At 56.8% G+C, this 22,751-nt stretch carries 19 protein-coding genes, 5 tRNA genes and 1 pseudogene; 19 read left to right on the top strand and 6 right to left on the bottom strand.

What is annotated here, in order from left to right; translation table 11 throughout:
- Positions 1–6 precede the first annotated feature (6 nt).
- Together A6070_RS06700 and A6070_RS06705 are read left to right on the top strand one after the other, a co-directional pair.
- Positions 7–555 (top strand): hypothetical protein, encoded by a 549-nt coding sequence (locus A6070_RS06700; protein ID WP_072287604.1) that lies wholly within the window; start codon positions 7–9, stop codon positions 553–555.
- Positions 556–625: 70 nt separating this feature from the next.
- Positions 626–976, top strand: a complete 351-nt coding sequence (locus A6070_RS06705) for a DUF3135 domain-containing protein (protein ID WP_072287605.1) — start codon at positions 626–628, stop codon at positions 974–976.
- Between the two features lie 273 nt (positions 977–1,249).
- Here A6070_RS06705 and A6070_RS06710 read toward each other — a convergent pair whose 3' ends face one another.
- From A6070_RS06710 to tmk, 6 genes are all read right to left on the bottom strand, one after another.
- Positions 1,250–1,528, bottom strand: coding sequence for a DinB family protein (locus A6070_RS06710; protein WP_072287606.1), 279 nt, complete (start codon positions 1,526–1,528; stop codon positions 1,250–1,252).
- 154 nt (positions 1,529–1,682) lie between these two features.
- Positions 1,683–3,077, bottom strand: coding sequence for a TatD family hydrolase (locus A6070_RS06715; RefSeq protein ID WP_072287607.1), 1,395 nt, complete (start codon positions 3,075–3,077; stop codon positions 1,683–1,685).
- Between the two features lie 69 nt (positions 3,078–3,146).
- Complete coding sequence (gene metG, locus A6070_RS06720; protein ID WP_072287608.1) at positions 3,147–4,679, bottom strand: methionine--tRNA ligase; 1,533 nt, start codon at positions 4,677–4,679, stop codon at positions 3,147–3,149.
- Positions 4,676–5,782, bottom strand: a complete 1,107-nt coding sequence (locus tag A6070_RS06725) for a PSP1 domain-containing protein (protein ID WP_072287609.1) — start codon at positions 5,780–5,782, stop codon at positions 4,676–4,678. The genes metG and A6070_RS06725 overlap by 4 nt, the downstream gene beginning before the upstream one ends.
- A gap of 29 nt (positions 5,783–5,811) precedes the next feature.
- The gene (gene holB / locus A6070_RS06730) at positions 5,812–6,777 is read right to left on the bottom strand and encodes a DNA polymerase III subunit delta' (RefSeq protein ID WP_083558798.1); all 966 of its coding nucleotides are present in this window, start codon (positions 6,775–6,777) and stop codon (positions 5,812–5,814) included.
- Positions 6,777–7,427, bottom strand: coding sequence for a dTMP kinase (gene tmk / locus A6070_RS06735; protein WP_072287611.1), 651 nt, complete (start codon positions 7,425–7,427; stop codon positions 6,777–6,779). Before tmk ends, holB begins: the two co-directional genes overlap by 1 nt.
- A gap of 443 nt (positions 7,428–7,870) precedes the next feature.
- On the opposite strand from tmk, the gene A6070_RS06740 reads away from it, so the two are divergent.
- The 17 genes and pseudogenes from A6070_RS06740 to A6070_RS06820 all read left to right on the top strand — a co-directional run bounded on the left by A6070_RS06740 (position 7,871) and on the right by A6070_RS06820 (position 22,750).
- Positions 7,871–7,946: transfer RNA gene (locus A6070_RS06740), tRNA-His, on the top strand.
- A gap of 163 nt (positions 7,947–8,109) precedes the next feature.
- A tRNA-Leu gene (locus A6070_RS06745) sits at positions 8,110–8,192 on the top strand.
- A gap of 162 nt (positions 8,193–8,354) precedes the next feature.
- Complete coding sequence (gene tig, locus A6070_RS06750; RefSeq protein WP_072287612.1) at positions 8,355–9,674, top strand: trigger factor; 1,320 nt, start codon at positions 8,355–8,357, stop codon at positions 9,672–9,674.
- Positions 9,675–9,678: 4 nt separating this feature from the next.
- The gene (gene clpP, locus A6070_RS06755; protein WP_072287613.1) at positions 9,679–10,263 is read left to right on the top strand and encodes an ATP-dependent Clp endopeptidase proteolytic subunit ClpP; all 585 of its coding nucleotides are present in this window, start codon (positions 9,679–9,681) and stop codon (positions 10,261–10,263) included.
- Positions 10,264–10,285: 22 nt separating this feature from the next.
- A complete protein-coding gene (clpX, locus tag A6070_RS06760) occupies positions 10,286–11,536 on the top strand; it encodes an ATP-dependent Clp protease ATP-binding subunit ClpX (RefSeq protein WP_072287614.1) in 1,251 nt (416 codons plus the stop codon).
- Positions 11,537–11,578: 42 nt separating this feature from the next.
- Positions 11,579–13,983 (top strand): annotated as a pseudogene (gene lon, locus A6070_RS16705) (endopeptidase La).
- Positions 13,984–14,085: 102 nt separating this feature from the next.
- Complete coding sequence (locus A6070_RS06770) at positions 14,086–14,358, top strand: HU family DNA-binding protein (RefSeq protein WP_072287616.1); 273 nt, start codon at positions 14,086–14,088, stop codon at positions 14,356–14,358.
- 111 nt (positions 14,359–14,469) lie between these two features.
- Positions 14,470–14,546 (top strand) — tRNA-Asp (locus tag A6070_RS06775).
- Positions 14,547–14,554: 8 nt separating this feature from the next.
- Positions 14,555–14,630, top strand: a tRNA-Val gene (locus A6070_RS06780).
- Between the two features lie 38 nt (positions 14,631–14,668).
- Positions 14,669–14,745, top strand: a tRNA-Asp gene (locus A6070_RS06785).
- A gap of 286 nt (positions 14,746–15,031) precedes the next feature.
- Entirely contained in the window at positions 15,032–16,045 is a 1,014-nt protein-coding gene (locus A6070_RS06790) for a type II secretion system F family protein (protein ID WP_158514034.1), read from the top strand.
- A gap of 18 nt (positions 16,046–16,063) precedes the next feature.
- Complete coding sequence (locus A6070_RS06795; protein ID WP_072287618.1) at positions 16,064–17,797, top strand: GspE/PulE family protein; 1,734 nt, start codon at positions 16,064–16,066, stop codon at positions 17,795–17,797.
- Positions 17,794–18,681, top strand: a complete 888-nt coding sequence (locus A6070_RS06800) for a type IV pilus biogenesis protein PilM (RefSeq protein WP_072287619.1) — start codon at positions 17,794–17,796, stop codon at positions 18,679–18,681. Before A6070_RS06795 ends, A6070_RS06800 begins: the two co-directional genes overlap by 4 nt.
- Positions 18,682–19,224 (top strand): hypothetical protein, encoded by a 543-nt coding sequence (locus A6070_RS06805; RefSeq protein ID WP_072287620.1) that lies wholly within the window; start codon positions 18,682–18,684, stop codon positions 19,222–19,224. It begins immediately after the preceding gene.
- A 1-nt stretch (position 19,225) separates the two neighbouring features.
- Positions 19,226–19,783 carry a type 4a pilus biogenesis protein PilO gene (gene pilO, locus A6070_RS06810; RefSeq protein ID WP_072287621.1) on the top strand — a complete coding sequence of 186 codons (558 nt, stop codon included), beginning with the start codon at positions 19,226–19,228 and terminating at the stop codon, positions 19,781–19,783.
- Positions 19,780–20,454, top strand: a complete 675-nt coding sequence (locus A6070_RS06815; RefSeq protein WP_072287622.1) for a hypothetical protein — start codon at positions 19,780–19,782, stop codon at positions 20,452–20,454. The genes pilO and A6070_RS06815 overlap by 4 nt, the downstream gene beginning before the upstream one ends.
- A complete protein-coding gene (locus A6070_RS06820) occupies positions 20,435–22,750 on the top strand; it encodes a secretin N-terminal domain-containing protein (protein ID WP_083558799.1) in 2,316 nt (771 codons plus the stop codon). Before A6070_RS06815 ends, A6070_RS06820 begins: the two co-directional genes overlap by 20 nt.
- Position 22,751 lies beyond the last annotated feature (1 nt).

Below are 22,751 nucleotides of genomic sequence, written 5' to 3' on the forward strand. Positions count from 1 at the left end.
TGCCGCTTGGCGGTGACGATGGCCGAAAAACCTCTGAAGGATTATGTTTTCGAACAGATGGCGTTCGCGTTTTCCGGGCGGATGATGGATCAGGTCGTTATCCAGGTACTGGAAAGAACGCCGACCATCGCCTATTTCGGCGACTCCAGAGCCGCCTTGCGAGGGGGGCTGTTTGTTTTTGAACAGACCGGCGCGGTCGGCATCCTTCTGAGCGTGGGGGAGGTGGTACGGTATGTCTATGCCTCCTGGTTGGATTTTCAGAGGGATTCGGACCGGCGGGTTCTGCATTTGCTTGAAAACCAGGATTGTCTGATGGTCAGGTTTTTCGGATCCAATTTTCAGCAGGCGAGGATCTTTGTCGTCGAGAATACGCTGCGCGACTGGCTTGCGACGGCGCGCACCCGGCTCGCCGCGATGCCGCCATGGACAGCACCGCATTTTGCGGAGGCGGTGTCGCGGGCGGGGATTTGCTGCGGGCACGCCAATACCCTGTGGAGGGCGCTGCAGCCCGGATGCCGCATTATCGAACTCGATGGCTTGTCCCGGGAATGTTGAGCCGGCACAGGATGTGACAGGACCTGCCAGGGAGGGCGCATTCGACAACCTTCGCGAAGGAGGTGGCGCTATGAAGAACCGCGGGGAAAACAGCCAGATCCTGGCCATGATCGGCTTGTACCAGAAGGACCCGGAAGCTTTCGAAAAAATGCGGGCGGACATTATTCGGCGCACCATCGAGACTTTTCCCGAAGAGCATCGCCAGCGGGCACGGGGCCTGCAGTTTCAGCTGGAAATGAAACTGAGGCGCTACCGTGATCCTGTCAGCCGCATGAATGCCATGGCAGGAATATTCTGGGAACAGTTTGAAGAATTCAGCCGCGTTTTGAACGATCCTTTGAGCTGTCTTGCCGAACGGCAGGGACAACCGCGCCCGGGCGCCAGGATCCTGCCACTGAAGCACGGCCCCTCCAGGCACTGAAGCTGTGCCCGTGCGGCTCCCGGGGTGGATGTTTCGCCGCTGCAGGGCGGCGAGTCCTGTTTAAATGCACAGTCGGATAATGTTGTATCGGTTGCCGGTTTTTACGCGAAATGACGTGGTGAAAACCTTTGGTTCCGGCTAGCATTGAAATACAAAGACCTGTTCGTAAACGCCTGTTGCTAGAACGGTTGGCGAGCAAAGGTCTGACCCTCCATCTTTTGACGCGTTACCGTGACCTCCTGCGTAGCGCGTCTTTTTTTGTTCGCTCCCCTGCTATCCGGCGGTCCGCGGCCGGCCCGCTCGGACGCGCCTGTAGTATCTGCCCGCGTCGCTGACAAAATCACAGCAATGCTCGGCCGCTTCTTCAAGATCGATGATCTGGAAGACGTGCTCCGGCGCCTCCGCGATCTGCGCCGTGATTTCTTCGGCGCTGTGGCGCTCGTCAAAGATCAGCAGGTTATACGTCGAATCGCATATTGCCATATGCGTAGCGATGTGAGCCGACCACGCATCGCGCCAATGGGTCGGATCCTTGATGAGAAGCCCTTTCATGTCAGACCTCCTTTGCTGATGCTGTCGCAAGAGGGCAAGGTTTCAGAAAGGAACCCGGCTTGTTTCACCCTGTTTTCATTTTAACCGATATTCGCAAGGGTGATATTGCCACCGGTTTTTTCTCCGGTCTCAATCCCTGGACTCCGGATCGGGTTTATCCGACCTCATTGTACGGGCGCACCCGGAAATCGACCTTCAGTTCCTGCTCGACGATCCGGCGGCAAGCCTCGACATCGATGCCGGGCATGGCGACCACGCTGGCCGTGACGGAGGGGATGTATTTTGCCGCTTCCCGGATGAAATCCTTGACGGCCTGGTAGGCGGCGTCGCCGAAGCATGAGCGGCAGATTTTCTGGTAGGTGGCCGCGTCGGCGGCATTGAGGGAGACGGAAATGGCGTCCACGAATTCTCCCAGTTCCGGGAGAATGTTGCGGCCGTAAACCAGATTCGCCAGACCGTCCGTATTGATCCGGACCGGTACGCCCTGTGCGTGCAGCCAGCGCCCGATTTCGCGCACGACATCCAGCCGCAGCAAGGATTCGCCATAGCCGCAGAAGACAACCTCCGTATAATTTTTGGGGTTGCCGATGGCCCGCTTGATTTCCTCGCAGGACGGTTCACGATCGAGTTTGAGCTGATGGCCCTTGACCGCGAAATCCCGGAACTTTGCACAGAACACACAGGCATTGCTGCAGCGGTTGGTGATATTCAGATACAGGGAATTGCGAATCCTGTAGGCTATTTTGGCGGATAAATCAACTTGCCCGATGCCGAACAGTCGATAGGCGTTGAGGTTGGTTATCCTCGATACGTCGACCACGCTCAGGCCCTTGATGCGGGCCACTTCCTCGGCGGTGTGGCGCAGCAGGGCCGGTTCGTTGCGTTTACCGCGCAAAGGTTGCGGCGAAAGATAGGGGCAGTCGGTTTCAATCAGCAGTCGCTCGGTCGGAAGCTGTTTGACAACCTCGCGCAGCAGGTCGTTTTTGGGATAGGTGATGGTGGCGGGAAAGGACAGGTAGAACCCCAGGTCGAGACATTTTTGGGCCATTGCCGAATCGCCGCTGAAACAGTGCAGCACGCCGCAACACTCTGAAGCGTTTTCCTGCTGCAGGATGGCGATCACATCCTCGTGCGCGTCGCGGTCATGGATGATCACCGGCCTGCCGAGATTTCGCGCCAGGCGTATCTGCCGGCGGAAGGCTTCCTGCTGAACGTCCCGGGGGCAGTGCTGGTGGTAGTAATCAAGCCCGGTTTCTCCGATGGCTACCACTTTGGAACAGCGGCCCGCCAGCTGTTCCAGCTCCGCCAGGGCCGCGTCATCGAGGGTTGCAGCGTCGTGCGGGTGGACCCCTATGGCGGCATACAGGGTTTCATATTGTTCGGCCAGCTTCACACAGGCACGGGAACTGGCAAGATCGCAACCGATGGTGATCATATGAGAGATGCCTGCACGCAGTGCGCGCTGGATCACCTCCTGACGGTCACCTTCATACTGATGGCTGTCGAGGTGGGCATGGGTGTCGATAAGCGGCGGCAGTGTCTGGCTCATGGGATGTGGCTCCAAAAATCAAGGGGCGCTGACGCGCCCCCGGCAAAGGTTGCTGGCATAACGGGTGTTTCAGTCCGATTCGATGCGCGGGAAAAGAGGCCTGGCTTTGGCAATGTGGGTGCCGGGTTTAAGGACGCCCCAGCTGTCCTTGCCGGTCAGACACAGGGCCGTCGGGTCGCACCCGAGGATTTCGAGGATCCGGCAGGCGGTCTCCGGCATGGCCGGGGCGATCAGAACCGCTATCAGCCGCAACGAATCCAGCAGATTGTACAGCACGGTGCCGAGGCGCTCCTTCTGGGAATCGTCCTTGGCCAATGACCAGGGGGCGGTGTCGTCGATGTACTTGTTGCCGAGACCGATGAGTTCCCAGATGGCCTGCAGGGCCTTGTTGAAGGCGAGGTCGGCCATGAAATGGTCCACATTTTTGACCGTTTCCGCAAAGGCCGCAATGTAAGGCTCGTCCTGCGGCCTGCGATCCTTCGGTTCGGGCAGCAGACCGTCGAAGTATTTGTTGAGCATGGCAGTGGATCGGCTCAGCAGATTGCCCAGGTCATTGGCGAGATCCGAGTTGATGCGGTGAACAAGCGCCGCATGGGAGAAATCCCCGTCCAGCCCGAAGGGAACTTCCCGCAGCAGAAAATAGCGGATTGCGTCGACGCCGTACTTGTCGACCAGCATGTTGGGTTCCACCACGTTCTGCAGGCTCTTGCTCATTTTTTGCCCTTCGACGGTCCACCATCCATGGGCAAAGACCTTTTTCGGCAGGGGGATACCGGCGGCCAGAAGAAAGGTCGGCCAGTAAACGGTGTGAAAGCGCAGAATATCCTTGCCGATGACATGCACGTCGGCAGGCCAGTACTGCCGGTAATGGCCGTCGGGGTCGTCGGGGTAGCCCAGGGCGGTGATGTAATTGGTGAGCGCGTCGAACCAGACGTAGATGACATGCCGCTCATTGCCCGGAACCGGGATTCCCCAGGAAAACGAGGTGCGCGAAATGGAGAGGTCGCGCAGGCCTTCGCGAACGAAGTTGAGGATCTCGTTGCGCCGCGATCTGGGCTGGATGAAATCAGGGTGCTCTTCGATATGCCGCAGCAGCGCTTCCTGGTAGCGACTCATGCGGAAAAAATAGGATTCTTCCTTAAGCTTGTCCGTCGGCCTGCCGCAGTCGGGACAGCATCCGTCCACCAGTTGGGTTTCCGTCCAGAAGGTTTCGCAGGGCGTGCAATACCAGTCCTCATACTCTCCAAGGTAGATATCGTCGGATGCCAGCAGTTTTTCGAACAGGTTGCAGACGCCTTTTTTGTGCCGCTCCTGTGAGGTGCGGATAAAATCGGTGTGGGAGATATTCAGTTTTTCCCATAATGCCTGGTAGCGCTTTACCACCCGGTCAGCCAGTTCGAGGGGGGTTTCCCCCTTGGTCTGCGCAGCTTTTTCGACTTTCTGTCCGTGCTCGTCGGTGCCGGTAAGAAAAAAGACCTCATTGCCCTGCGCGCGTTTGTAGCGGGCCAGCATGTCGCAGGCGACGGTGGTGTAGGCATGACCGATGTGAGGCACGTCGTTTACGTAGTAGATGGGAGTGGTCACATAAAAGCGCTGGCTCATGATTTATCTCCTGAAGGCGGATTTTTGGGTGAGCGGTTCCTGGGACGGTTTTTTCTCCTGGGCCTTTTGGGTGCGCCCGACTCGTTTTCCTGCGGCGCCGTTCCGCCACGGCGCACGGGTTTTCCCTCTCGGCGCTTGGTTTCGGCCGGCGGTGCAGGAGATGAGGTCTGAGCCGGTTTTTGTTCTTCGCTGCGGGCGGTTTTGGCGTCATCGCCGGATCGCGGGCTTCTTCGGGGCCGCGAAGATCCTCTGGAACGTTTTCTGGAGGCGGGAGCCTCCTCGGGCGGGGATGACTTTTCTCTGGCCTCCGAAATCTCCACTTTGTCCAGAGGGACTTCGACCTGCTGATTTTCATCGAGTTTAACGGTTATGGTCTGGTCCAGAACGTTCTGCCCGACGATTTCCCCTTCCTGGCCTTCGATTTTTACCTGTCTCCCGCATTTGGGCAATTGCTGCTTGAGGGAAAGGTAGGTTTTGTATTCGTAGTTCAGGCAGCACAGCAGACGTCCGCATTGCCCGGATATTTTGCTGGGATTGAGGGCCAGTCCCTGTTCCTTGGCCATTTTCACCGAAACCGGCACGAAGTCCGTGAGAAACGTGCAGCAACAAAGGGAGCGTCCGCAGATGCCAATGCCGCCGATAAGCTTCGCTTCGTCACGGACCCCGATCTGACGCATTTCGATGCGGGTATGAAAATAATGCGCAAGATCCTTGACCAGTTCGCGAAAATCGATTCTGCCGTCGGCGGTGAAGAAAAAAATGATCTTGGAGCCGTCGAACAGATATTCCGCACGAACAAGCTTCATGTCCATCTGCCGGGATTTAATGCGTTCGAGACAAAACCGGAAGGCTTCTTTTTCTCTGGCCGCGGAATTTTCCGCCTGTGCGATGTCTTCGGTTGTTGCCACGCGAAGGATTTTTTTGAGGTTTTCCGGTGTTTCGTTTTCGGTAACCTCCCGGGGAGGGGTTACGACGGTGCCAAGAGCGCGGCCGCGTTCCGTTTCGACGATGACCGCCTGTCCCGGTGAGAGTTCCAGTTCCCCGGCATTGAAGTGATACTGTTTTCCCGCGGTGCGAAATTTTATGGTAACGAGTCTAGTCATAAGTTGCTGTATTCCTGTAAGGCAACGGTTCAGGCCACCAGTTGCAGCAGCAGTACTTCCATTGCCAATTGTCGGTTGACGTTCCTTTCGAGGTGTCGTCGTGAAGCCAGCAGGGCGGTGAGTTTTCTGACGATGGTAATGATGTCTTCCCTGCGAGACACCTGCTCGAGGGTTTCCAGCATGTCGATGTTCACCAGTTCCTCGACTGTGCATCCGTGCTTCAGCAGCAGCAGGTCCCTGTAAAAGGCCTGAATGATTTCGAGGATATCGAAAACAAGATCTTTTTCTTCGGCGATGTCCTGAGCGAGCTGGAGCAGGGGAAGTATGCTCCCCGGGCTGAGCCCTGCGATTTGTTTAAGAAGTTCCCTGCGCCGCTGCAGGTACAGATCACGGTCCTTGCCAAGGGCTTTTTTGAAACTGCCTTCGGACAACGTTGCCAAAACATGCGACTGGATATCGTCGAGGTTCAGCTGCGCGGCCAGCACTTCCTGCAGTTTTTCCCTGGGGATGCGGGAAAAGGGCAGCCGCTGGCAGCGTGACCGGATCGTGGGCAGCACCGCATCCGGTGCCGGGGTCAGCAGAATTATCAGGGTTTGTGGACGCGGTTCCTCCAGGGTTTTCAGCAAGGAGTTGGCGGCGGCGGGATTCATCTTTTCGGCGCCGTCGATAATGCATACCTTGTGGGAAGCTTCCAGCGGCCGGTAGGACAATTCCTTCTGCAGGGCACGGATCTGTTCGATTTTGATGGATGCTCCGTCCGGCCCGAGCAGATGGAGATCCGGATGATTATGATGGTCTATCTTGTGGCAGGCCGGACAGTTGCCGCAACTGTTGCCGCAGGCGCAAAACAGCATGCGTGTCAGCGCCAGGGCGACGAGGCGCTTGCCGACACCTTCGGGTCCCTCGAAAAGATAGGCGTGCGGCAACCGCCCCGAAGAGACGGCTCTTTGCAACAGGTTTTTCTGTTGCTGGTGCCCCAGAATCCTGTTGAACATCAGGCCCTCCCTGCCGCCATGGCCATTGCCGAAGTGACCTGCCAGATGCGGTCGGCAACCTGCTCGGGGGTACCGTCTGCGTCGATAATTCTGAAGCGGGAGGGTGCCCGGCGCGCCAGTTCCAGGTAACCCTGGCGGACCTTGAGATGAAAGGCCAGCGCCTCCTGCTCGAAGCGGTCTTCGTCCGGTCCTGCACTGGCGGCGTTGCGCGCCCGGGCTCTGGTGATGCCTTGCTCCGCGGGCATGTCCAGCAGCAGGGTGAGATGCGGACGGCAGGTCCCGGCCGCCACATCGTTCAACAGGTGGATGAGTTCCAGGTCAAGTCCGCGACCATATCCCTGATAGGCCAGAGTCGCGTCGCTGAAGCGATCGCACAGGACGATGGCGCCTTTTTGAAGCGCCGGAGCGATGATTTCATCCACATGTTGCGCCCGTGCCGCCGCATACAGAAGCAGCTCGGCTTTAGCTACCAGCAGGTTGTTGCCGGGATTCAGGAGAATCTGCCGGATCTGGTCGGAAATGGGACAGCCGCCGGGTTCACGGGTAACCAATACCCTGATCCCGAGGTCTTCGAGCCGGGAGGCCAGAACTTTAATCTGCGTGGTCTTGCCGCAGCCTTCAATGCCTTCGAGGCTTATAAACAGGGACATTTGTTTTCCGATCCATTGAATAGCCTTAAATGCGCAATTATAGAAATCGTCATTTACTTTATCAAGGAAATTCTCCGCTTACCCATCTCGGGCCCTTGTTTCGGCAGGCGTTTCCCCATCCGCTGCGCGCTTCCACCGGAATTATTCCCAGCATCCCGTTCATGCGGAAACCACGGATGGATACCGTGGGTTTTCCGCAGGAAAGCCAGGACTCATGAACACAGGTTCGAGATGTTTGTTTTTTGTTGACTTCACCTTGCCCTTGGCATATATTCCTGGCCTCCGATCGTGGTGCCTGGGCTGATTTATCGAGTGGTCAGGCCGCGGGGGATGTTACCGGGCCGGCAGTGAGGCAACGGCGGGGCCGTCAGGCGGCAGCCGGGACCGGAAAAAATTGTTTGACAAAGTGTGTGACGGTTAAGTACAATTCCGCCGCTTTCATGGTGGGTGTAGCTCAGTTGGTAGAGCACTGGATTGTGGCTCCAGTTGTCGAGGGTTCGAGCCCCTTCACTCACCCCATTTATCGACCATGCCCGTCTGCCGTTTGACCAGGGCGCCGGATCCCAGGGATCTGGCCCGGTTGACGAGTGACGGGCTTTTTGTTTTAATTGCCCGGTGCCGCAATCAGGGGATAAGCCTCCACGTCGGATGACGACCGCGGCAAGCGCCGGCTTCACGATTTGCGAGAGTGGCGGAACTGGCAGACGCACTGGACTTAGGATCCAGCGGGCAACCGTGGGGGTTCGACTCCCCCCTCTCGCACCATTCAGATTCGCAACCCCCTTGATGCCCCTGAACACAGGGGTGTGGACGTGTCGGAATACGCTGCCGGTCTTCCGGGAATTTATCGGGGAGACGGCGGTACGGTCGACTGAATTCACGAATTGATGTAACGAATCGCCAATTATTTTTCGCGAGGTAATAGCAATGAATGTTAAAGTTGAAGATGTCAACGCCGTCAAGAAAAAGCTTTCCTTTGAAATTCCCGCCGAAACGGTTGATGTCGAATTTGGTAAAGCATTCGCCAAGTTGGCCAAAACCGCAAAAATTCCCGGTTTTCGTCCCGGCAAAGTGCCTCGCAATGTTCTTGAGCGGCAATTCGGACCTTCCGTGGAGGCGCAGGTTTTTGAAAAACTGGTTAACGAAACCTTTTTCAAAGCCCTGGTCGAACAGAAGATCGATGCTGTTTCCGTTCCTGAAATCGTGGACAACAGCCTGCTGAAAGCCGGGCAGGCGTTCACCTACGAGGCCCATGTCGAGGTTCGTCCGAAAATCGAAGCGAAGGATTATCTGGGTCTCGAACTCAAGAAAGAAACATTCTCCGTCGACGACAAGGTCGTTGAAGAGAGACTGGAGCAGATGCGCAAAAGCCGCTCCAAGGTCGAAAAGAGCGAACGCACCGTTGCCCGGATGGGTGATATCGCCGTGATCGATTTCGAGGGCTTTGTCGACGGTGAGGCTTTTGCGGGCGGTAAGGCCGAAAATCATGAACTGGAACTCGGCTCAAACAGTTTCATTCCCGGTTTTGAGGACCAGGTGGCCGGAATTGAGTGCGGGCAGGAAAAAGACATCGAGGTGACCTTTCCGGAAGACTACGGGAACCAGGATCTCGCCGGCAAGGCTGCGGTTTTCAAGGTCCGGCTGAATGACATCAAGGAACGAATCCTCCCCGAACTGGATGAAGATTTTGCCAAGGAAGCGGGGTTGGAGAGCATCCAGGATCTCAAAACCAAGATTCGGGAAAGCATCGAGGAACAGGAACAGGATCGTATTGAAAAGGAATTTCGTGAAAGGATGATACAGGCCCTGATTCAGGCAAATCCTTTTGACCTGCCCGATGCGATGGTGGATTCGCAGCTGGATTTCATGCTGGAAAACCTCAAAAATCGCATGCAGTCCCAGGGGATGCGCCTTGAGGATATGGGGATCACCGCCGAATCCTTCAAAAACATCTACCGCGATCTTGCCATCAGGCAGGTTAAGGGCAGCCTGATTCTGGAAGCGATTGCCATCCAGGAAAATCTCAAGATCGAAGAAGACGAAATCCAGGACAAACTGGATGAAATCGTCGAAACCAGCGGTGCCCCCCGCGAAGCGGTGATGAATTTCTACAGCAGCGACGAACGGCGGCGCAGTCTGGTTTCGCAGATGGCCGAGGAAAAGGTGGTGGCCTTTCTGACCGGCAAGGCCAAAATCGAGATGGTTGACAAGGAAGCCCTCGAAAAATCCGCAATGATGGAGGAGTGATTCCATGAGTCTTATCCCCATGGTAGTTGAGCAGACAGGCCGGGGCGAGCGGGCCTACGATATTTTTTCCCGCCTGCTCAAGGACCGGATTATCTTCCTTGGCGGTTCTGTCGATGACCAGGTAGCCAATCTGATCATCGCCCAGATGCTGTTTCTGGAATCCGAGGATCCCGAGAAGGAGATCTTTCTCTACATCAATTCTCCCGGCGGGGTAGTGACCGCGGGTATGGCCATTTACGACACCATGCAGTATGTGCGTTGTCCTGTCTCCACCCTTTGTGTGGGACAGGCCGCCAGCATGGGTGCCGTGCTGCTTGCCGCCGGCGCCGAAGGCAAGCGTTTTGCCCTGCCGCATGCCCGCATCATGATTCATCAGCCGTGGGGCGGCTTCCAGGGGCAGGCCACCGATATCAATATCCACGCCCAGGAAATCCTGCGTTTGCGGGAAACGCTCAACGGCGTGCTCGCCAGGCATACGGGACAGTCTCTGGAAAAAATCGCCGCCGATACGGAACGTGATTTTTTCATGGGTAGCGAGGAAGCTAAAAAGTATGGTATCGTTGACGACATAGTGAAGAGAAAAACCTGAACTTTTTAGCACGGAGGATTATGTGAGCGATCGTGATGGAAAGTCCGGATATCTGACTTGTTCTTTCTGCGGGAAAGGGCAGGACGATGTAAAGAAGCTTATTGCCGGACCCGATGTCTACATTTGCGATGAGTGCATCGAGCTGTGCAAGGACATCATTGCAGAAGAAGCAAAGCTGGAAGGGGGAGGCGAACCGGGGCCTAAACGGCTGCCGCGCCCGTCCGAAATTAAAGACGCTCTGGATGAATACGTCATTGGTCAGGAGCGGGCCAAGAAGATCCTTTCCGTTGCCGTGTACAATCACTACAAGCGGGTCGAACTCGCTCAGAGCAGCGACGGGGTGGAAATCCAGAAGAGCAACATTCTTATGCTCGGTCCCACGGGCAGCGGAAAGACGCTGCTGGCGCAAACCCTCGCAAGATTGTTGAACGTGCCTTTTGCCATTGCCGACGCCACCAATCTGACCGAGGCCGGGTATGTCGGCGAAGATGTGGAGAACATCATTCTGAACCTGCTGCAGGCCGCCGATTACGATCTTGAAAAGGCGCAGCGCGGCATCATTTATATCGACGAAGTGGACAAGATTGCGCGCAAGTCCGATTCGCCCTCCATCACACGGGATGTTTCCGGCGAAGGGGTGCAGCAGGCGCTTCTCAAGATCATCGAAGGCACGACGGCCAGTGTCCCTCCGAAGGGCGGAAGGAAACATCCCCAGCAGGAGTTTCTCAAGGTCGATACGACCAATATCCTGTTCATCTGCGGGGGGGCTTTTTCCGGGCTTGACGGCATCATCAAACAGCGCAGTGGCAGCAAGGTCATGGGCTTCGGCGCCGAAATCAGGGAAAAAAAAGAAATGGGCATCGGCGAAGTTCTGGCCCTTACGGAACCGATGGATCTGATCCGTTTCGGACTGATTCCCGAATTCGTGGGACGCCTGCCGGTGATCGCCACCCTCGAGGAACTCGATGAAGAGTCTCTGGTACGCATTCTCAAGGAACCGAGGAATGCGCTGGTGAAGCAATACCAGAAACTTTTCGACATGGAAAAAGTGCAGCTCAAGTTCACCGACGGGGCGCTGGTCGCGGTGGCCGAGGAGGCGTTGAAGCGCAAAACCGGCGCCCGCGGTTTGCGGTCCATTATCGAAAACTCCATGCTTGACGTCATGTATGACATCCCTTCCCAGGACCGGGTCAAGGAAGTGGTTATCAACGAAGATGTCATTCGCCAGCAAGGCAAGCCTATTATCGTTTACGATTGCGCGGAATCGGCCTAGGACCACTTGCAGGTGCGATTACCGGGAGAAGCTGAATCCATAATGACTATACAGGACACACCCACAGGCAGCAGCGGCATTCCGCTGCTGCCTTTGCGCGATATTGTGATCTTTCCTTTCATGGTTACGCCGCTGTTCGTAGCGCGTGACAAGTCCATCAGTGCGCTTGAAACCGCCATGGAAGGGGATAAGCTGATTTTACTTGCCACCCAGAAGGATCCGCAGGTCGACGACCCCTGTCTGGAGGATGTCTACGAAGTGGGCACTCTGGCGCAGGTCGTACAGATGCTCAAGCTGCCGGACGGCACGATCAAAGTGCTGGTTGAAGGACAGGTCCGGGCGCGCATCGACAGCTGGAACGCCGAGGAAAATCATATTCAGGTTGCCGTAACCCGGCTCGATGACGAGGACGTCGCGGAAGATTCGGAACTCGAGGCGTTGCTGCGTAGCGTCAGCGAGCTTTTCGAGTCCTACGTCTCTCTCAGTAAAAAGATTCCGACCGAGGTCGCTGCCTCGGTCGCCGGCACACAGGATCCCGGACGGCTGTCCGATACGGTGGCGGCGCATCTCGGTCTCAGGGTGCAGGAAAAACAGGAACTGCTGAACGTCTGTGATCCGACGGAGCGTCTGGACAGGCTCGTCATACTGCTTGCCCGTGAGGTGGAAATCCTCGAAATCGAAAAGAAGATCCGTTCGAGGGTCAAAGGGCAGATGGAGCGCAGTCAGAAGGAATACTATCTTAACGAGCAGATGCGGGCCATCCAGAAAGAACTCGGCGAGAATGACGATTTCAAGGTCGAGCTGGCTGAACTCGAGACACGCATCAAGGATGCGCGCATGTCGCCGGAATCCGAAGAGCGCGCCCTGGGAGAATTGCGCAAATTGCGCATGATGTCTCCGAGTTCGGCGGAGGCGACCGTCGTGCGGAACTATATCGACTGGCTGGTTTCCGTGCCCTGGACGAAAAAAACCCGGGACCGTCGCGACATGGTCTATGCAGAGAGCATTCTCGAAGCGGATCATTACGGACTGGACAAGGTCAAGGAGCGTATTCTCGAGTACCTTGCCGTACAGGCACTGGTCAAGAAGATCAAGGGGCCGATTCTCTGTCTGGTGGGACCGCCCGGCGTTGGCAAGACCTCCCTCGGCAAATCGATTGCCCGCTCCCTTGGCAGAAAGTTCGCCCGTATTTCATTGGGGGGGTTGCGTGACGAGGCGGAAATCCGCGGGCACAGGCGTACCTACATCGGCGCCATGCCCGGGAAAATTGTTCAGAACATGCGCAAGGTCGGGGTTAAAAATCCGGTTTTTCTTTTCGACGAGATCGACAAGATAAGCAGCGACTTCCGGGGGACCCCTCATCGGCATTGCTCGAGGTGCTCGACCCCGAACAGAATGCCACCTTCGGCGATCATTACCTGGAGATCGAGTACGATCTGTCCGACGTGATGTTCATCGCTACCGCCAACAGCCTGCACGGTATCGCAAGGCCTCTTCTCGATCGGATGGAGGTTATCCGCCTGGAAGGGTACACGGAAGACGAGAAGGTCAACATCGCGCAAAAATATCTGGTTGGCAAACAGGTCAAGGGGCATGGGCTGGACCCCTTGCGGATTCGCTTCTGCGATGCTGCCATTTACCGAATCATCCGGCACTACACCCGGGAATCGGGGGTGCGAAATCTCGAAAGGGAAATTGCCAATATCTGCCGGAAAGTTGCGCGCCAGGTGGTTTTATCAAAAGACAAAAAACAAAACTTCAATATCGATGAAGAAGCGGTCAGAAGCTATCTCGGGGTTCACCGTTACGAGTACGGGGTCAGGGAGCAGGAAAGCAGTGTCGGTCTTGTCACCGGCCTGGCCTGGACCGAGGTCGGCGGGGAGTTGCTCACCATCGAGACCTCGGTGCTTCAGGGACACGGCAAGCTTATCGTAACCGGACAGCTGGGCGACGTCATGCAGGAGTCCGCCAAGGCCGCATTGAGCTACGTGCGGTCGCGCTGGCAGGCTCTCCAGCTGGAAAGGGAGTTTTATCATAAAATCGACATTCACATTCATGTTCCCGAAGGCGCCATTCCCAAGGATGGGCCCTCCGCCGGGATCACCATGGCGACCGCTCTGGCTTCCGCGCTTACCGGGCGGGAAGTCGACCGCAACCTGGCCATGACGGGAGAGATCACACTGCGTGGGCGGGTGCTGGCCATCGGAGGTCTCAAGGAAAAGTTGCTGGCTGCCAGAAGGGCAGGGCTGAAGCGCGTGTTGATCCCCGCCGAAAACAGGAAGAATCTCGAAGACGTGCCGCAGGCCATTCTTTCGGCTCTGGAAATAGTGGCTGTCTCGCACATGGACGAGGTCCTTGACCAGGCGCTCGGGATGGCCGCGCCTCTCGCACCCGCAAGTCCGGTGAAAGACCAGTCTCTCGGTGTCGATGGGCCTGTTTGTCACTAGCAAAAAAGTAGAAATAATCCCTTGACACTGTTTTTCGAGTTCTGATATAAGTATCGCACTTTCAGCGGCACCAAATCTTTCAATTAAAAGTGGAGGTATATTGTGACCAAAGCCGATCTTGTCAATGCAATGGCTGAAAAAGCAGGGCTCAGCAAAGCCGATACCGAAAAAGCCATCAAAGCGTTTACCGATGTCATCACGGATGCTCTGAAAGCTGGTGAAAAGGTGGCTCTGGTCGGATTTGGGACTTTCAGCGTCGGTGAGCGTGCGGCCCGTGTCGGCCAGAATCCGCAGACCGGTGAAAAAATGGACATTCCCTCCGCGAAGGTGCCCAAGTTCAAACCTGGCAAAGCGCTGAAAGATTCCGTTAACTGATAACGGAAATAGACTGCTGAACGAAGATACGCATAGGAAACGCCCGGTCGCAATAAGACCCACTCTTCCCTGAGGCCGAAGACGTTTCCTATTTTAGTGCGAAAAAAATACGGGGCTGTAGTAGAGTCGGTTACAACGCCGGCCTGTCACGCCGGAGGTCGCGGGTTCGAGTCCCGTCAGCCCCGCCATTTAAAACGGGCGAATAGCTCAGCTGGGAGAGCATCGGCCTTACAAGCCGAGGGTCACAGGTTCGATCCCTGTTTCGCCCACCATAACACTGGCGCGTTGGCGCCTGCACAAATACACAAAAGGGGCTGTAGTAGAGTCGGTTACAACGCCGGCCTGTCACGCCGGAGGTCGCGGGTTCGAGTCCCGTCAGCCCCGCCATAAAACGAGAGGCATCGCAATTTGCGATGCCTCTTCTGTTTTCAGGCACCTGATTTTATCTTTACCTGGCTGTGGTACACTTTTGTCAACCATGGCCCTTTTTATCTGCAAGATCGGTACATCTGACGGACGGGTTGTCTATCGCTCCTGCCACGCCCGCAACCGGTTCGAACTCCAGGAAAGCCTGGCGGAGGAGGGGTGTTGCGTTTTTCAGATGCGACGCGTGTTTTTGCCTGTTGCGTTATTCAGGCCGCTTCGTCAAAACCGTTGGCCGCAGAAAAGGTTTTTGTTGTTCAATCAGGAAATGCTTGTCCTGTTTCGCTCGGGAATGCCCATTCTTGAAGTGCTCCAGTCCCTTGAACAGGAAAAGGATCCTCCTGTCGTCAAGGAAGTTCTGCAAAATGTTCGGAGCGCCGTTGAAGGCGGCAGTTCTCTTTCCCATGCTTTTTCACTGTTTCCCGAATTTTTTCCGTCCCTGTTCGTTGCAACCGTTGCCTCTGGCGAAAAGACCGGCGATCTCGCCCAGACTCTTTTTCGCTACCTTGAGTATCAGAAAAGGATGTTGCGCCTGCGTGACCGTTTGAAGTCCGCCGCAATGTATCCCCTGGTTCTGGCCTGCGCCACCATGCTGGTTCTCCTCTTCATGATTTTTTTCGTCGTGCCGAGCTTCGTGCGGATTTATGCCGATGCGCAGGTCGCATTGCCGCTTCTGACCCGCATAGTGTTGTACAGCGCCGAACTGTTATCCCGGGGCTGGTTCCTGATCCTGTTGATGGCCGGGGTCCTTTTTCTGGCGGTTGGACATTTCATAAGAACGCCCAAAGGCAGAGTGATTTTCGATGAGACGCTGCTGCGCCTGCCCTGGTTGGGTGATTTTTTTCGATTGAGTGCGCTGGTGAATTTCTGCAGAACCACCGGGACTATTCTCGGCAGCGGATTACCCCTGGTCGAGGCGCTTGAGCTTGCCAGGGGTGTTTTGAACAATGTGGTTATTCAAAAGGGTCTGGCGGCTGTCATCGGTTCCCTCAATGAAGGTGAAAATCTGGGGGATGCGCTTGCCTGGCATGCGGTTTTCCCACCGGTGGCCAACCGTTTGCTGGCTACCGGTGAGAGAGGCGGTAACCTACAGCAGATGTTTGACGAGGTTGCCGATTATTATGAATCGGAGATTGACAACCGTCTGGAGAGGATTGCGAGTCTTCTTGAGCCGCTGGTCCTGGTTTTCGTCGGGTTGGTCATCGGCGGGATTGTGATAGCGATCTATTTGCCCGTTTTCCAACTGGCCGGAACGGTTGGATGAGCGCAGGGAGTCAAGCGTATGGCCTATCGCTGGCTAAAAATTGGCGAATTGCTGGCTGAGACCGGGGCGATTGCTCCGGGTCAGACCGAAATAATCCTCGAGAGGATGAAAACCAGCGGCCTGCGTTTTGGTGAGACCGGGGTCGAACTCGGCTTTTTTGAGGACGAGATCCTTGCCCAGGCACTGGCGCGCCAGTTTGGCATGGACTATGTTGATTTGTCCTCACTGGATTCCGATTTCGCACCTCCCGCAGGTCTTCCGGAAGACCTTGTGGTGCGGTTCGGGGTTGTCCCTCTTGAGTATGCCGGCGAGGATCTGGTGGTGGCGACCGCTGATCCCACGGATATCTCGCGCCTGAATCAGCTCGAATGGCAGATAGGCGGCCCCGTAACCCTCAAAATTGCCGGCAAGAGCCAGATCCAGCGCGTAGCCGCAGGCAGTCGCGGCACCACCGGCGAAGCCCTTGAAAGCACGCTGGAAAAGTTTAGGGGCCTGGCCAATGGCAGGCCGCGGGAAGATAAGGATCTGCTGCTGGGCGAGACGCAAGAAGAGGCGCACAGTCCGGTTATCAAGTTGATCGATACCACCCTGGTGGATGCCCTGCAGAAACGGGCCAGCGACATTCATATCGAATCCGGACCGGATGGCGTGGTGATCAAATACCGCATCGATGGTGTGCTTTCCAGGGCTATGGAACCGCTCGACAGACGATTTCAAGGGCCTGTCATTTCCCGCATCAAAGTGATGAGCGAGCTGGATATTTCCGAACGCAGGATACCCCAGGACGGCCGGTTCAAGGCCCGCATTGGCGGCAGGTCCATCGATTTCCGGGTTTCCATTCTCCCCAGCAGCTTTGGCGAGGATGCGGTTATCCGTATTCTTGACAAGAGCAGTATTGCTGTCGACCTGAAAGGCTTGACGCTGGAATCTCTCGGCTTCAATCCAAGAGAGATCGCCCGCTTCCGTCGTCAGATTCGCGCACCTTACGGCATGGTGCTTGTGACAGGCCCTACCGGCAGCGGCAAGACCACGACCCTGTATGCCGCACTCGCGGAGATTCATACCGAACAGGAAAAAATCATCACCATCGAAGACCCCGTGGAATACCAGGTCCCCGGCGTTGTCCAGGTGCCGGTAAATGAAAAAAAGGGGCTAACTTTTGCCCGGGGGCTGCGCTCGATTCTGCGCCATGACCCGGACAAGATCATGGTTGGAGAGATTCGTGACGCCGAGACGGCTCAAATTGCCGTTCAGTCGGCTTTGACCGGACATCTGGTATTTACCACGGTACATGCCAACAATGTATTCGATGTACTGGGAAGGTTTCTGCATATGGGCCTGGACCCTTATCATTTTCTTTCCAGCCTGAATATGGTTCTGGCCCAGCGACTGGTCAGAAAACTCTGTGTCCATTGTAAACAGCCGGTTACCTACTCCGAGGATGAAATGGAGCGGTTCGGGCTCGATCCTGCCCGTCATGCCGGACAAACTTTTTATGAAGGCCGCGGTTGCAAGCATTGCCACGGTCTTGGCTATGCCGGTCGTTCGGCCATTGTCGAGTTGCTTGAAATCAACGACGAGCTTCGGGAGCTGATCATCAATCGTGCGCCAACCGGGCGGTTGCGCAGGGCGGCGGCCGGCATGGGTACGGTTTTCCTGCGTCAGGCCGCGCTTGAGAAAGTTCTTCAGGGAGTCACCAGCCTTCCGGAAATCGACAGGGTGACCTTCGCCGATGCCGAGGTGCCGACATGACCTGGCGAAGATATGTTGGCGTCGACATCCATGATACGCAGCTCCGCATTGCGGCATTGCGGAAGAGGTGGCGCAAAGGCGGAATGCCGGTTGACGGACGGGTTGTGGATTTGCAGCACAGTCTGGAGCCGGTCCGGCTCCGGGAGCTGGACAACGGCCAGAGAACGGGCCTGCTGGCTGCGCTGCGCGATGCCATTCAGCCTGTGGCTGTCGGGGAAAAGCGGATCGCCCTGTCTCTGCCGGATCGTTGCGGATACGTGCTGCCCATGGAAATCGAGGGGTTTCCCCGACTGCGGGGAGAGGGGATGGCGATGATCGACTGGCAGCTTAAAAAGCTGTTGCCCGGGTGTTCCGGATTGCAGTTCGATTATCAGGTTCTGAAACGGGAGCCGGGCAACCCGACCCGCCTGCTGGTCATCGCGGCTGAAAAAAGCCTGCTCGGTCTCTACCAGGAACTGCTGCAGGACGCCGGTTTCAGCTCCGTCCATGTTTCCTTCCATGGATTGAACCTTTACCGGCATTGGCGTTATCGTCTCGATCCCGAGGGAGACGCCATACTGGTTGTCATGACGGAAGACGGCGTCAACCTGCAAATCTATCGCGCTGGCAGGCTGGAGTATTACAACTCGCGTCGGACTGGTGCAGAGTCTGACCGGCAGGTGCAGGAGTTGCACAGAATCGTGGCCGGTTATGCCCGGGAATTTTCCGGAAGGATTCGCCACCGGTTGTTTCTCCATGCCGACCGAGGCGTCGAAAGGTCTGTTGTAGAGGCCATCAACGAGTGTTTCGGGCGAAAAGCAGAGGTTCTGGAAGGGCACGGGGACAGCCCGCTGGTGTTGGCCGCTGCTCTGGGCGCGGCGGAATGCCTGATGATGGGGGATTGAATGAAGCTGAAGGTGAATCTCGCGATGCAACATCCTCCCGACGCGCAGGTGCTGCGCCGGATCTGCATCCTGCTCGTGGCCTGCATGGCGGTTTTGCTGCTGGTAAATTTCGGTGCGATGTACGGGGTCCGGCAGCGTCGCCGGCAAGTGGTCCAGCAACTGGGTAGCCTGTCCGCCGCACCGCAGGAGGTCGTGGTGAAACCGGAGCAATCGGCCGCGATGCAAGCTGAAGCTTCCCGGATCAGGGAAATCCTGCAGCGGCGCGAATTTTTCTGGTCGGACATCCTGGAGCATCTCGAAAACACCTGGATCAAAGGCATTCAGGTTCGCTCCATCCAGCCTGACTTTAAGGACAAGACCCTTGGCATTACCGTTTTTGCAAAAAATGACAGGGTGTTTCGTGCCTACCTGGATAAGCTTTTAAGCTACGAACCTTTCAGCGAGGTGCTGTTGCTGCGACAGGAAAAAACCGATATCAAGGATGCCGGGGGACGCAGTCTGACCATCATCCGCTCCGAGTTCCGCATTCGTGGAGGCTTTTGAAATGGCCTTGAAAATTATTTTTACGGAACTCTGGCGCAGCCATCGCAGCCTGCTTCTGCTGTTGCTGGCAGGGGTGCTGCTCAATGGTCTGCTGTACGGTATGTTACACGGTATTATGCTGCCGGGGCTGGAGAGGGATGTTTCGCTGCTGGCGCAGCGGCAGGCTGCCGCTCGTACTGCCAGGGAGCAGCCAGGCCCGACAGTGGCCTGTGGGGCGTTGTTGCAGGATCGCGACAATTTTTACAGGCAGGTAGCCGCGTACCGGACATTCCCGGATTTTATCCAGCAACTCTATCAGTATGCCAGTGATTCCGAACTTGCCATCAACCGCATTGCCTATCGCCCGGAAAACACCGACCTGCCGGACATTCTTCGCTATACGCTTGAATTTTCGGTGAGCGGACCCTATCGCACGCTCCGGGAATTTGTGGAACGACTTGAACAATGGGAGCAACTTGTGGTGGTTGAGCAGATCCGCCTCGATGCCCGCCAACCGGAGAGGGATGAAGTGATTTTGAGCCTCCGGCTGTCGGCATATTTCAATACGGGGTCGCCATGAACCGGTCGTTAAAAATACTTCTGCCGTTTCTGCTCCTGCTGGGGGGTGCGCTGCTTTACGCCTATCTCAACTGGCCACGGCAGAATACCGTGAGCGACAGCCCGCCTTTTGCGGCGGTACCGCGCAAACCCGTCGATGCCGGGCAAGAAGCCGCAATGGCACCGGTTGAAAAGGATGCCGATCGATCCGGTCCATCGGCCCGGGACATTTTTGCACCGCTGTTTCCCGCAGCGGCCAAACCACGCCTGTCCTCGACGGCCAACGGTCGACCGGCACAGGCCTCTGCGTCCGCGTCCGCTGCCTTGGCCCCTCTGACGCCGCCTCCTCCTCCCCGGCCCGTGTTTCTTGGCATGCTCAAGCATGCAGCGGTGCACCGCGTTTTTCTGTCGGTGTCCGGAGAGGTTTTTGTGGTGCGCTCCGGAGAGCGTTTCGGTCCGGGGGACCATTACGCCCTGCTGCAGATCGACGGGCAAAATCTGATTGTAAAACACGATGAAGAAGCCGAGAGCTACCGGATAGAGGCACTCCAGCCGCCCATTTCGATTCTCTCGCCCATCGGTCGATCAACCGCGCCCGCAACCCTGACGCGTCAACCTGCGGAGTTTTCGGTGCCGGCCGAGCCGGAAGACATAGACAAGGAGGTGCCTGCTGATGGTATCGTTGAAAAATAGGGCGTTGTGGACGATTGTCCTGTTGCTGGCGATCTTGACAGGGTGCGCCGGATCCAGGGCCTTCGATGCCGGGGACAGGTATCTGCAACAGGGTGAATACGATCTGGCGCTGGAACAATTTGCCGAGGCCATGGCCAGAGAGCCGGCAAGACATGAATACCGTCTGAAATGGCTCGATACTCGTAATCGCTCCGCCTTGTGGCACTATGATCGCGGGCAGGAATTTGCACGGCAGGGGCAACTGCTGCAGGCCGTCGCCGAATACCGCCAGTCGGTCCAGCTGGATGGCAGTTTGACGGCCGCGGCTCAGAAACTGAAGGAAGTGCAGACGCGCATCGCGGTGGAACAGCTCGTGAGCGAGGCCAGGGACTTTATCAAGGCGGCCCGTTACAGCCAGGCGAGAGCCAGCCTGTCAAAGGCCTTGAAACTCGACGCCGGACACGATGAGGCCAGGCAGCTGATGCAGCAGATCGAGATGGCGGACCAGCTCGTCATGGACGGGTATGAACTGGAGTTGTCCTCCCGCGAGCCGTTGAGCCTGCAGTTTTCGCAGATGGACGTGCGGCAGGCTTTCGCGGTGCTGGGGCAGTTGTCCGGCATTCATTTCATTCTTGACGAAGCTATTCCCCCGAATCCGGTATCCCTGTTGCTCAAGGATGCTTCTTTTGCCCAGATCCTGGATCTGTTGCTGAAGCTCAACGGACTCGGCAAGCGCGTGCTGAACAGCCACACCATTCTTGTCTACCCGAAAAATCCCGAGAAGGAAAAACAGTACGAAGACCGGGTTATCCAGGTGTTCTATCTGTCCAATATCGAAGCCAAGAACGCCGTCAATATGTTGCGGACCATGATGCAGACGCGCAAGATCTATGTTCATGAAGAGCTCAACGCCATTGTCATGCGCGACAAGCCCGAGGTCATAGAACTGACGCGGCAGCTTCTGGAAGCCGCGGACCGCAACGATTCGGAGGTGGTTTTCGATCTGGAGCTGGTGGAGGTCAGTCACCGCGACGTTCTGAAACTCGGACCTAAACTCAGCACCTATTCCATAAGTGCCGGATTCGGGCAATCGATGGTCGACAGCGATGGCAATCTGGTCAGTCAATTGCTGAGCGATGTGTTGACCGCGGGCGGCTCCACGGACACCCTGGCAAGCAGCTTCAGCCGGCTCGAGTCTTTTTATACCCTGCCGACCGCCACCTTTGATTTTGCCAAGACCCTGACCGACAGCGAGATTCTGGCCAATCCCAAAATACGTGTGAAAAACCGGGAGAAAGCCAAGGTACACATCGGTACCCGCGAGCCGATCGTTACCACCAATATCAGTACAACGACCGGTGACATCACCTCTACCAACGTGCAGTATATCGATGTTGGCGTCAAGCTCGACGTTCAGCCGATCATCCGGCTGGATGACACGGTAATCACCACCCTGGCGCTGGAGGTCAGCAGCATCCTGGAAAAAGAGGAGATCGCGGGAGGAGGGTCGGCGTTGCGCATATCGACCACCAATGCCGGGTCTTCCCTGATCCTCAAGGATGGCGAGCGGACCATCATTGGCGGGCTGATCCGTGACGACTTGCAGGACTCCCGCAACACTCTGCCGCTCATCGGCGGCATCCCGGTTCTGGGGCAGATTTTCACGGGGCGCAGCAAGGAAAAAAACAAGCGGGAAATTCTTCTGTCGATCACGCCCCACATCGTGCGCACGGTCGATTTGCCGGCCCCGGATGTGGCGACCATCTGGTCGGGCAGCGAGAATGACCTGACCCCGGGATTGCGTTTCCCCTCCTTTGCCGACGTTCCGGGCGGCGAGGATTTTCGAGGGGTGCCGGCCATGCAGGAACCTGAAATGACGTCCGAGGCCGGTCCGGGATCGGACGAAACGCCGGTCGAGATCGCTCTTTACGGCCCTTCGGAGGTGGCAGCGGGAGACTCTTTCGTGGTGCAGGTTGTGGCGTCGAAGGTCCGGGATCTCGTCGCCGCGCGTCTGACGTTGCGCTATCCCGGAACCCTCGCCGAGTTTGCCGGCATTCACCCCGGGCCGCTTATGGGCAAGGAGGAAGAGGAAAGCCGTGCTTTGCTGGCAGGGGTTCCTGCCGGCACCATCGAGGCCCAGGTGAGCAGGGTTGAGGGCATCCCCGGGGTCTCCGGAGAAGGGGCTCTGGCGCTGGTTGCTTTCAAGGTCCTGGCGGCTGGCAGGCTGGAGGTCTCTCTTGAGGCGTGCGAGCTGGTTTCTGCCGACGGCCAGACTCTGTCCTGCAGTGCCGGGAGCATGACTGCCGAGGCGAGATGAC

Source organism: Syntrophotalea acetylenica (assembly GCF_001888165.1).
GTDB lineage: Bacteria > Desulfobacterota > Desulfuromonadia > Desulfuromonadales > Syntrophotaleaceae > Syntrophotalea > Syntrophotalea acetylenica.